This is a genomic window from Altibacter sp., from assembly GCF_019913785.1.
Lineage (GTDB): Bacteria > Bacteroidota > Bacteroidia > Flavobacteriales > Flavobacteriaceae > Altibacter.
In genome coordinates this window covers 106,558-117,326 of the sequence record NZ_JAIOHK010000011.1, presented here as the reverse complement: position 1 = coordinate 117,326, position 10,769 = coordinate 106,558, and the positions used below count along the sequence as shown (strand labels likewise).

At 41.2% G+C, this 10,769-nt stretch carries 10 protein-coding genes; all 10 read right to left on the bottom strand.

Features of this window, described 5'->3' with window-relative positions:
* Positions 1-494 precede the first annotated feature (494 nt).
* Entirely contained in the window at positions 495-863 is a 369-nt protein-coding gene (locus K8F54_RS01855) for a VOC family protein (RefSeq protein ID WP_290786249.1), read from the bottom strand.
* Complete coding sequence (locus tag K8F54_RS01850; protein ID WP_290786247.1) at positions 864-1,070, bottom strand: GDCCVxC domain-containing (seleno)protein; 207 nt, start codon at positions 1,068-1,070, stop codon at positions 864-866.
* Positions 1,070-1,657, bottom strand: a complete 588-nt coding sequence (gene merTP, locus K8F54_RS01845; protein ID WP_290786244.1) for a mercuric transport protein MerTP — start codon at positions 1,655-1,657, stop codon at positions 1,070-1,072. Before merTP ends, K8F54_RS01850 begins: the two co-directional genes overlap by 1 nt.
* Positions 1,654-2,031 (bottom strand): metalloregulator ArsR/SmtB family transcription factor, encoded by a 378-nt coding sequence (locus tag K8F54_RS01840; RefSeq protein ID WP_290786241.1) that lies wholly within the window; start codon positions 2,029-2,031, stop codon positions 1,654-1,656. Before K8F54_RS01840 ends, merTP begins: the two co-directional genes overlap by 4 nt.
* A 236-nt stretch (positions 2,032-2,267) precedes the next feature.
* On the bottom strand, positions 2,268-4,088 hold the full coding sequence (locus K8F54_RS01835; protein WP_290786239.1) for a hypothetical protein: 1,821 nt from the start codon (positions 4,086-4,088) through the stop codon (positions 2,268-2,270).
* Positions 4,073-4,657, bottom strand: coding sequence for a hypothetical protein (locus K8F54_RS01830; RefSeq protein WP_290786237.1), 585 nt, complete (start codon positions 4,655-4,657; stop codon positions 4,073-4,075). Before K8F54_RS01830 ends, K8F54_RS01835 begins: the two co-directional genes overlap by 16 nt.
* 314 nt (positions 4,658-4,971) lie before the next feature.
* Entirely contained in the window at positions 4,972-5,718 is a 747-nt protein-coding gene (locus K8F54_RS01825; RefSeq protein WP_290786235.1) for a T9SS type A sorting domain-containing protein, read from the bottom strand.
* Positions 5,719-5,949: 231 nt separating this feature from the next.
* Positions 5,950-7,437, bottom strand: coding sequence for a hypothetical protein (locus K8F54_RS01820; protein WP_290786233.1), 1,488 nt, complete (start codon positions 7,435-7,437; stop codon positions 5,950-5,952).
* A 305-nt stretch (positions 7,438-7,742) separates the two neighbouring features.
* Positions 7,743-8,825, bottom strand: coding sequence for an acyloxyacyl hydrolase (locus tag K8F54_RS01815; RefSeq protein ID WP_290786231.1), 1,083 nt, complete (start codon positions 8,823-8,825; stop codon positions 7,743-7,745).
* Between the two features lie 116 nt (positions 8,826-8,941).
* On the bottom strand, positions 8,942-10,759 hold the full coding sequence (locus K8F54_RS01810; protein ID WP_290786229.1) for an adenylate/guanylate cyclase domain-containing protein: 1,818 nt from the start codon (positions 10,757-10,759) through the stop codon (positions 8,942-8,944).
* Positions 10,760-10,769 lie beyond the last annotated feature (10 nt).

Below are 10,769 nucleotides of genomic sequence, written 5' to 3'. Positions count from 1 at the left end.
CCCCAACTCTCCTACTCGTATTAACATCGTAAAGAAACTTAGGGAATAAAATTTGTTGTAGAAACTATAGCCAAAAATTTCGCTTTTACCCAAAGCTCAAGTTACATAACGCAAGTACATTATAGTACATTTGATATATATGCGAATAGCGCGTTTATGCGCTATTTTACATAGTTCCAGAACGATTTCCGTATAGCTTGCTATTTTGCATAATTCGGTTATAACCTCTGCCTTGGCGGATTATAACTAACGAATTATGCAAAAGGAAATCCGTACACTTAAGTACGATTTTTTATATTAGAAACTTCTGTCCCGTCTATTGTATTCCAAAAATTTATTCACCGGATGAATTTTTAGAATAATATGAAAAAGGAAATCCGCTACCGGCAATTTAAAAATTGAATATTTGGATCATAGTCCATATAAAAACCAAATACGCGATTCTAAGCGATTAGGGATTTGTAATTACTGCGGTAAGTTTCGTATCGACTTCCTTAAACACTAAATTGACCAAAATGCCATAAGACTCCCGATGGGTCGTGCATAAATAATTCGCGTCCCCAATCGAAGGTTTTGATTTCGGTAAAACGAACGTATTTATATTTGTGGTGTAGCCCTTTTGCGAGTAGTTCTTTCTCACAGGCCTCTACATCATCCACCTCCAAGAAAAGCATCGAATTGTCCACCCATTTTCTAACATAAGCCTTTTGCAAATAAAAGGCCAGATTGGTATTAACTTTAAACAAACACATGTCATCCGAAATGATGACTTCTTCAAATCCGAGTTCGCGATAGAAGGCCCTAGATTCATCGTAGTTCTTGGCGCCTATAAAAGCGCGTATGCTTTTTGCTTTATACCTCATTTAACAACAGTTAGAGTTTTCTTGAATGGAGGGACAGGCCACCGTACCATAGGAACAATATACGCAACAATCTCCCTCTTTGGGCCGTAAAAGCACTTTGCAATTTTCGCAGTCGTAAAAGAACTGACAGGCTTCCGTTGGCATTTCTTCTTCCTTTTTATGGCCACAGTGAGGACAGGTGATCGTTGATTTTAATTGTACCTCCATCAGTCTATAATTTTATATCCGGTTTTTCTTATGGCAACCTCAATTTCTGCAGGGCTTACTTTTGTTTTATCAAAGGTAACAGTTGCCGTTCCGGTTTCATAATTTGCCGTTGCTTCCACGATGCCGTTGAGCTTGTTCACTTCACTTTCTATATGTGCTTCGCAGCCCGTACAGGTCATTCCTTTAATCTTGTAGGAGATGGTTTCCGTATTTGATTCCAATACCATCACGACTTCCTTTGAATTTGAAGGATAGAATACCTGGGCGTAATAGGGAAATGCCAGCATGAGTGCCGCAAACAGGGTCACAAATACCAAAAATCTCTTTGAATTAAAAAAATTCGGCTTCTCATCCTCACAAGCACAGTCTATGTCTTGCTTCTTAGGTTTTAATCGCTGATACCATGCAAAAGCCAAAACGATTATAGTAAGGCCAATTAAAAAAGGCCTAAAGGGTTCTAACCAGGAAAATGTGGCTGCCATACCGCTGGTGCCGGCAATCAAGGCCAATACCGGAGTGATGCAGCATAGGGAGGCTGCAATGGCCGTAATCATGGTGGTTCCCGCTAACTTCTTTTCTGAGCTCATACCTTTTCTACGACTAAATTTGTACTATCGATAATGTCGAAAAAAGGAAGTAATAAGGAGATCTTATCTTTTCTGAGGGCGTAAAAGATGGTCTGTGCCTCCTTACGGGCGAAAATAATATCCTTATCTTTTAGTTTTCTTAGATGTTGGGAAATTGCGGAAACATTCATTTCTAAAATATCACTTAAATCGCATACACACAGATAATCTTCTCGATGCAACAAGTACAATATCTTTAAACGAACCGGGTTTCCTGCTAAACTCAGTGTTTTTGAAAGCGCTTCAAACGAACTATTTAAGTCTTGCACAACTTCCCTGCAGTTCATTATTTGTTTAGCGTCTGCTTCTAATCTTATACAACTGGTTCCTTCCATAGATCAAATATGGAATTATTATCTTATTTAAGCAAATACTTAAATACAATTAACAATACATTATAATTCTTCTATGATGTATACTAAAAGGGATGAAAATTATTCTACTCACCCTACCTCCACCCTGCCGTGGCAGGCAGGTACGCTGTTTTAAATAATTCGGTTATAATTCCTGCCTTAGCAGAATATGTTGAACCAAACAAATTGTTGACTCACCACTTCTAATTAAAACATTTTTAAATTCTTAAAGAATATTGAATTTTTAATGTCGTCACGTAGATATCCGATAACTCCCTATATGACAGTACTCCATACATGAAACTAAGCCTTAAATCTGAGTCAACTTTTCCGCTGTGAAATAACTTATAAATAACACCTACATTCCCGCCAATTGTCCATGCAGTATTAAAATTATCCTCTAATAATGTATTATCCTTATACAATATTGAATTAGTTTCCGGACCTATGAAAGGCTCTATCGATCCGTTCATTCCATTTGTTCTAAATATATAATTCAACCAAAATGATGTGGTCGCTGGATAAAACAATTCGTAATTATTAAAGAAGACACTTTCTTTTTTGCCAAAAATCCCACTAAATCCCAGTTCCCAGTTATTAGTTAACAAAGCAGAAATACTTAAATATCCACCGAATCCAACAAAACCTGAATTTCGGCCTAACACTATTTCCTCCCCAGATTCTGTGGTAAAATTATCTCCTTTATTATTCCCAATCGTGTACGGTGAAACACCAATATGAATAATAAATAGCCCATTAGTATATAGTTTGTGCTTGATGTGTGATGGTTGACTTAATCTTCCATCTAAATTTTTCCTATAAAGAAAGTAGTCATTTTCCGAATCAATCTCAGGAGCAAGAAACTGAGATTCAAAAACTATTTTATAAATGCCTTGATCATTGTAATTTTCAATTTTTGTTTCCACTAAAAAGATAGAGTCTTTAGGATTAAATTTTTCTAAAATATCTAATTTCTTATTTGCCAAAATGAAATCGTCAGCTATTAATTTTACCGGCCCGTTATTTTCAAAATATAATTCCGCCTTTTGTCTTATTTTAGGCTTAAAATTCTTTAATAATGTTTGTCGGTGAATTGAATAAGATATAGTATCCAACAATAGAGGTATTTCTGGTCTGTTTTCTGCTTTAATGTTTATTATTATTTGATTGGAATCGGAAACACCATCATTTACTTTAAATCCAATCTTATAAAATCCATCTTGATTAATAATTATGTTTTGCTTAGCAACATTATCCAATAATTCTAATTTTTTAAATGTTTGATACTTTTCATTCTCGCCAGGTATGTTATACCATAAATACTTTACTATTTCAGAATCAGTATCACCAGATGAAGATCCATCCAGAACAATAAAGGCCTTAGTGGGAAGAGATATTGTGTCTTCAGACTTATATAATTGATCAAAAATATACAATTCGGCTTGCGGCACACTATTAGAATTATGAAAAAGTCGCTCTATCGCAAGCTTAATCTGATTTCCATAGTTACTTTCCTTAGGATTAACGAAGAAATTCTCAACGCCAATAATGTTGTCCGCAATATTGAGGGGGGAGTTAATTGAGTCCTTTTTTAGTTCTGATTTTCTAGTTTCAAACAATTGAAATTGAAATTCGATTAATTCAACCAGAGTATTCGTCTTAATGGCGAGGAAATAATCATAATCAACCAGAATATCGAACACCCTGTTGTTATCTTTTTTTTGATTTTCCGTATAAGAAATATCTAAACTCACATTGTCAGGCTTACGAATACTAATAATATCATTAAGGATTGACTGATAACGATTATCGCTTATAAATGTATTAAGTGAATTTACCTTATTAAAATATTGTCTTTCTCCTTTTTTATCTTTGTAAGAGAGTCCTTTTATTACAGATTCTATAAAAGGCTGAAGATAGCCGTCTCCCTCTGAGTATATCAAAATAGACTCAGGCTTAATTGCTTCTTGAGCAACAAGGATCGAGAAACTTAGATGGATTGTACAGAACAAAATTAGTGTCCTTAGTGTTTTATGCATTCTAGAATTTTTTGTGAGATTTCTATGAAATTAATATTAATTAGCGATTCACGTTCTTTATCAATCACGGATTCCAGTTGGTGTTGTTTTGCAGGTCGCAATGAGCTTAATTTCAATGATTTAAATTCATAACATATATTCCCATTTACCAACGCTATCAAATTTCCTCCTGTGAAAATATAAGTCTGTCGTTCCTTATCAATCTCTTGAATACTTCCGCTTATTTTTAATCTAATCTTATTCTTTGAACTTGTAATAATTTTAATATTTCCCAATTTTTGAATTTCATTCTTTAAGTTGACATTTGATGTGCCTTCTAATTCGAAAATAGAAATATTTGATTTTTCCGCTTTCGAACTTGAATCAGTTGATTCAAGTTCAGAGGACTTATTCGTATCATCATTGTTATTTGAACAATCCATGGCTAAAAAAATTGCAAGCGCACAGGATAGAACAAAAAGTGCAATATTTAGTAATCTATCTTTTAAAGATCCCTTGTAGAGTTTATAGATTAATTTAGATGGTAATGACCAATTTTCGTATTGATCGTCGCTAGGTTTTAAATTCATTGTTAATTCCTTAAAAACAGAATTTCTAAATGGGGAGAATTCAAATCTACGAAAGATTTCCTATTATCTATATGAATAAAACAGTATTAATTTTACCACGTTGCACCTAACAACAAGCCACAGGGTGATCTTCATCAAAGCTTAGCTCAACTTTAAAGAATTAAACATCACCTTAACTTCAAATCCCTTAACCTTGCTGCATGTAACCACAAAACCCTTATATAGACTAACAAGAGCTATTACGAATAGCTTAAAACCATGCATAGCATTGTTGTAAAATCTAGTTTCGAAGCATCACTGACAAATAGGAAAGCCTACTGCTTTAAAAACCGCTGTACGCTGGTATAGCCGTCTGTGGAGATGATCTCCACAAAATACAGCCCATTGGCCAGCTGGGAGATATCGATGGACTGGGGCCCGAAGTTGGTATAGCGGATCACCTTGGTGCCCGTGATGGAGAAGATATTTACGGTTTCTATGGTCGTGTTTTCGGTATCAATATGCAATAGCTTTTTACTCGGATTGGGATAGATGCTAACCCGTGGTTTCTTTGCCGGATCGTCTGTCGCCAACACATAGTTGTAGAATACAGCATGATCTCCCTCCGGGGTGGTGATGGTCAGTACATCGGTGCCGCTTATATTCTCAATAATATAGTCAAAGGTGCGCAGGGTAAAATCGCCAGCCAGGATGGTGCTCAGGTATAAGTTTTCCAAGTCACAAATACAGTCGCATTCTCCCAGGGTGACTGCGCCCCAGGTGGTAAATGTAGTTTCGTCTATCGTCATGGTGGCATTGACACTATCGTGAAACCAGTTGTTAAAGGTCAGCACCGCAAAGGCCTCGTACTCCCCAGTGCCATCGATACCAAAACTAATGCTCGGAAAATAATCAAAGGGCAGACAAGGGGGTGTGGTACTGTATAAGGGCGGTGCCACATAGGTGGTCCCGTCGACCACCACATAATCCAGCACCCATGTTCCATCCAATAATTCTTGCTGGGCCGAACTTGACAATAAACCGGCGCATAAGCATAACAGGCAGCATATAATTTTTTTCATCCTGATGGTTTTAGTGGGGATGTTCGTTACAATATACTCTATTTTGGCAACACTTGCGTGTGCTCTCTATCTAAAGACGGCCCTTTTTATAAACTGTTACACAGGTGCAAGAAAATAATCTCGGCCACTATGCCTAGCCGCTGTTGACTGTGGTGGTGGTTTGGACCGAACTCCCTATATAAAAACCCATCCTGTTACAGATGGGTTTTCGCAATCTAAAGTAACGACCGCTTAGTGTTTAAACCGTACATAATACGGTGTCACCGAGCCGTCGGTTTCGTAGGTAAAACCGGCCGAGACCCACTCATCGGCATTGGTGCCCGAACGCCGTGTGGTATGGTAATGCCCGTAGTTGGTATAGCTACGCGAACTCAGTCGCGGATAGTAGATCACAAAATCGCCCCACACTCCTACTCCGCTGCTGGCATTCCATGGGCCACCGCCAAAGGCGGTGATGATTCCTATTTGCCCCTTTTGGTTGGTCTCAAAATACGGGTAGGCAAAGGCAAAGTCGGGATTCCATATCTGGTATTGGTTCACCAAATTCCAGGAATTGGTATTGATTTCGGCAATTTGCACATGGGTTTGCGGGAAATTGGCATTGTTAGACGCATTCCAGGCAAAGATGGCATTGTTCTCTCGCATGGTGGCGGCACGGACATAGGTCTTCCAGGAGGCATCAGTGAGCCAGTCGTTGCCATCGGCGGCCGTAGACGACATGGTATTGTTGGGCCACGAATTTATATTCACTTCCCGCCAACTGTAGAAATTGTCGGCATCACGCATGGAGTACACCAACATGGTACTATTGTTTTGGTGCCCCGCCCAGAACACGGCGTTGGTACCGTTTTGGGTTACGTGCGACCAGAAGGCATTGGTACTCCCCGTAAATTGGTAGTTTACGGTGCCTTTGGCGTTTAGCTCGGACAATGGCACACGTATCACGTAGCGATTGGCACCCCCTCCTATGCTGCTGGTCCAATACAGGAACTGACGTCCAAAGCTCATGTCGTTATAATCCAAGGTTCCAGAAGAGGCCAAGGCATCGTTGGTAAAGTCCCAGTAGGTCCAGGAAGTACCGTTACTACTTCTCACCTGTTGTGTATTCTGAACGGCGATTCTAATGGCATTTTGCCCGCCGGAAGTCCAATATTGCAGCAACCAGACAAACATATCGAATTCGGGTACGTACTGCAGCACCTGATCGCAGCAGAGTCCGCCGTAATCATTTGGAAAGATGGTGGTAGGATTCACACTTGTAAAGGTTTGTCCGCCATCCAGTGACAAGGACATATAGGTATTCCCGGTGGTCATTACCGTTTGTCCATTTTCGGCAACACTAGGTTCAGGAAGCACGGAGCTTACATTGATGGCATCACCAATCTCATCGTATTCTTCGAAGGAAATTGCCTGACTTGCTCCTCCGTCCTGCTTTTCTACCTTATACTCAGGATTGTTGGGGGACAGATTCCCACGAATAGGTCCGTTAGGGACATAGTACGGCTTGGTTTCCTTGTTTAGGGTATCGTAGGTAGGTTTGAAGGGTGGATAGTCACCTCCTTCTACCACCTTGGGCTCTACCTTTCCAAGTTTTAGGGGTTCGGTATACTCACAGGGGTCGTCCGGTGTGGGGTCCGGTGGTGTGACTTTAGGATCGCAATTGCAAAGTAACAGGGCTAGAATAAAAAGCCCCGCAACGTAGTTCCATTGTTTTTTCATAATAATAGCATTTAAGGTTCGTAGTCATTACAGATAGGGGGCTATTTGTCTATACTTCCATGCCATACGTTAGCACTAATTACAAATTTAAGCAATTGATACTCAGATTATTTCAGGTAAACCACTAGAGTTTGGAGGGGATTTTCCCTTGATCTTATAGCCACTGTAGTGTCATAAGGAATACACTGTAGGTACGATCGAGGTATGGTGGTTGATTCGCTCCCCGCCTATGCTCCTTCATCAAAAAGCCTAGGCGGACACGGTTCATCCCAACTGTGCCCGATACAGGCTAGCATACGGTGCTTTTAATCTATCATATACAACAACCGTCCATCCAAATGATCTACGTCTGTACCATACACAATATAGGATGCCCCAATAGTCCATCGTTTCGACCTTCCAATGCCATACCAAAAGGAATACCGCTGGTAGATCCATCTGGGTTCGATGGTTTTAGGCCGGGTGATATAGGCACCCACTTGTTGGAGAAAATAAAAATTACCTACCCGAAAATGATGCCCCACAAGCACTGCAGACGAAAAGGCCGAATCGGCCAGTCCATCGCGCTCGGCGATCTTGGCATTGGCATAGTCGTACCAAAGTTCTACGCCTCCATTAATCCCATTAATATCGGTAAGTGGTTGTAAGGCACCACCCATACCTCCCACAAGCAGATGGCTGGTCGATGCTTCGTCCTTACCGGTGGATCGTAAACTTAAAAAGGAGCCCACATAATAGCCGGTGGATCTTTCCTGTTTCCTTAATTCTCTTGGCTTAGTTACCAAGCCGTCAAAATTGATCATCCTATCGATACCTACCGATACGGTAGGAAAGTTCATGCCTTTGTTGGGCTGTTTCTGACTAGCGTTGGAAATATGATTGTAGTTTGCCGATAGGTTTATGGCGTAGTTTTCATTAAGATGATAGTTAAGATTGAGTGACATGGCCAAATAAAAACTGAAATGAGAACTAAACAGCAGGTTTTGAGGATTGGTAGTTGCACGGAAGGGTGTCGTTAAATAGGTGGCACCAATGGAGCCTCTCATTGAGAATTTGAAAGGGCCTTTATAGGCGAAGTACGGTTCCATAAAATAGATTAGGTTATAGGCACTTCCCAAAACCTGAGGATTGGCATAATTAAAATACGAAAAGGACAGCCCCGTACGGCCGTAGCAATAACAGGTCTTCCAGGCTTTATCGCTTGTTTTGAGTCGGCTGTATTCTAATTGGATCCCATAGGGATTGGATTGGGAGATGGACTTTACTTCATCGGAATGAGAAATGATAAAACCATAGTGTGTTTTCAGACTATAAAAATCGGGGTTCGACTGTCCAAAAGTGCTCTGGAAAGCTAAAAGTAGTAGTACCGCTCCAATATACTTTTTCATACCGATAATCCACTCTTAATCGCTTCAGCTGAAATTAGATTTTATTTTATGCGCTCGATTTACTCACATTAGATGCCGTAGCCTAAGGTGCGTGGTATGGCAGCATGGAATTAGAATTAGGCGTCCCTACCATTGGCATTGACAAAATACATTTTCAAACTGCCCCGATTCTTCACCTCAATTTCACCGCGGTATACACAATCCCAGCTATCCTTGACCAGTTCGTAGGTGGTCTCACTAATATTGATCTTCCCCGGTTCCGACATGGATTCCATCCGCGAGGCCACATTGACCGTATCTCCCCAGATGTCGTAGGCGAATTTCTTGGTTCCTACCACCCCGGCTACCACAGGCCCCGAATTGATCCCAATACGGATGTCGAAGCTGAGTTCGTTGGCCGTGATGTCTTTCTTTGTCTTTTCCACAAAGGTGACAATCTCGAAAGCGGCCTTGACCATTCGAGTGGCGTGATCCTGGGTATCGTGATGCAGGCCACCGGCGCACATATAGGCATCCCCTATGGTCTTGATTTTTTCCAAGCCGTGTTTTTCGATGATCGCATCGAATTCGGAAAAGTAAAAGCCAACGGTCTCTACCAAGGCCTCCGGGGACAGCCCTTCCGAATAACTGGTGAAGCCTTTAAAATCGGTAAATAGCACCGTGGTGGAAGCGTATTTCTTGGCGGTGACCTTGCCGTTGCGTTTTAGTTCTTCGGCGGTTTCTTCCGGCAGTATGTTGAGCAGCAAGCGATCTGATTTGTCCCGCTCTTCTTCAATAATCTGCTTTGTTTTCCGTATATAAATAATACGCCTGAATTGCCCCACGGCCAACAGTCCAATGAGGAACAGTGCGATTATGGTAGCAATCACCAGAATACGCTGGCTCTTTCTTTTCTGTTCGGACAGGTCTATTTCGATCTGTTTCTGTGACACCTCGTAATTGGTGCGCTGATCGGCCATTTTTTGAACGGTTTCGATGTTCATGACGCTGTCCCTATAGACGATATGGTTTTTAAAATAGGTCAGAGAGCTGGCCGGATCGCCCTGTGCTTCGTACAATTCGGAAAGCTTTAGATTGGCATCGCTAATCTGATTGTTCAAACCGTGGCGGGTGGCCAATTCTAAACTTCGCTTGGCATAGTGCAAGGCGGTGGGAAAATCGTTTTGTCTGAAATAGATATCGGACATATAGGTGAGGTAGATCGAAATACCGTAGTAGTCTTCTAACTCTTCCAGTAAAATAATGGCGTCGTTGATATTTTTTTCGGCCAGTTCGTCCTTTCCTTGTTCGGCATGTACCATCCCCACATTTCCCAAATTATAGGCGGTGCCAATGAGGTAATCGATTTCCTTAAAGATAAGTCCCGACTCGTCGAAATACAGCAGGGCCTTTTCGTAGTCCTTGGCATTAAAGGCCTCGTCTCCGGCGTTTAGCAAGGCGCTTGCCAGAGACGCCTTGTCGTCTGTTTTTCGGAGTATTTCTATGCCCTGACTGTAATACAGTTCGGCATTGACGGCGTTTCCTATTTCGGAATAGATATTTGCCACGGCGATGGTCACGGCCCCCACGGCCCGGGTATCGTCTATGCGTTTGGCATGGCCTATGCTCACAAAATAGGAGGTGATTGCCTCGTCATAATCGCCTTGGAGGTGGAGGGCATTCCCCTTTTGCAGGTGTCCGCTGATCAAATAATCGAAGAGGGAATCGGAAGCCGCCTCTTGTATGAGTAGTTCGGCATAGGCATGTTTTCTATCGGGGTTGGATTCTTCTTCGGCAATTGCCTTGAGCAGGGCGAGCTTGTCGCCTTGATAGGCTTCCGACTCGTACAAATTGATAAGGCTGTCGGTGTATTTCTGATCCTGAGCAGCCATACTGAAGCACATCAGACAAAAGAGTCCAATCGCCAATAGGAATGATCTTCGCTTAAAAATCATGGTCGGTATC

Bases quoted from the DNA above. Each gene is read 5' to 3' on its own strand.
- K8F54_RS01855 (WP_290786249.1), bottom strand. From the start codon at position 863: ATGAGGTATAAAGCAAAAAGCATACGCGCTTTTATAGGCGCCAAGAAC.
- K8F54_RS01850 (WP_290786247.1), bottom strand. From the start codon at position 1,070: ATGGAGGTACAATTAAAATCAACGATCACCTGTCCTCACTGTGGCCAT.
- merTP (WP_290786244.1), bottom strand. From the start codon at position 1,657: ATGAGCTCAGAAAAGAAGTTAGCGGGAACCACCATGATTACGGCCATT.
- K8F54_RS01840 (WP_290786241.1), bottom strand. From the start codon at position 2,031: ATGGAAGGAACCAGTTGTATAAGATTAGAAGCAGACGCTAAACAAATA.
- K8F54_RS01835 (WP_290786239.1), bottom strand. From the start codon at position 4,088: ATGCATAAAACACTAAGGACACTAATTTTGTTCTGTACAATCCATCTA.
- K8F54_RS01830 (WP_290786237.1), bottom strand. From the start codon at position 4,657: ATGAATTTAAAACCTAGCGACGATCAATACGAAAATTGGTCATTACCA.
- K8F54_RS01825 (WP_290786235.1), bottom strand. From the start codon at position 5,718: ATGAAAAAAATTATATGCTGCCTGTTATGCTTATGCGCCGGTTTATTG.
- K8F54_RS01820 (WP_290786233.1), bottom strand. From the start codon at position 7,437: ATGAAAAAACAATGGAACTACGTTGCGGGGCTTTTTATTCTAGCCCTG.
- K8F54_RS01815 (WP_290786231.1), bottom strand. From the start codon at position 8,825: ATGAAAAAGTATATTGGAGCGGTACTACTACTTTTAGCTTTCCAGAGC.
- K8F54_RS01810 (WP_290786229.1), bottom strand. From the start codon at position 10,759: ATGATTTTTAAGCGAAGATCATTCCTATTGGCGATTGGACTCTTTTGT.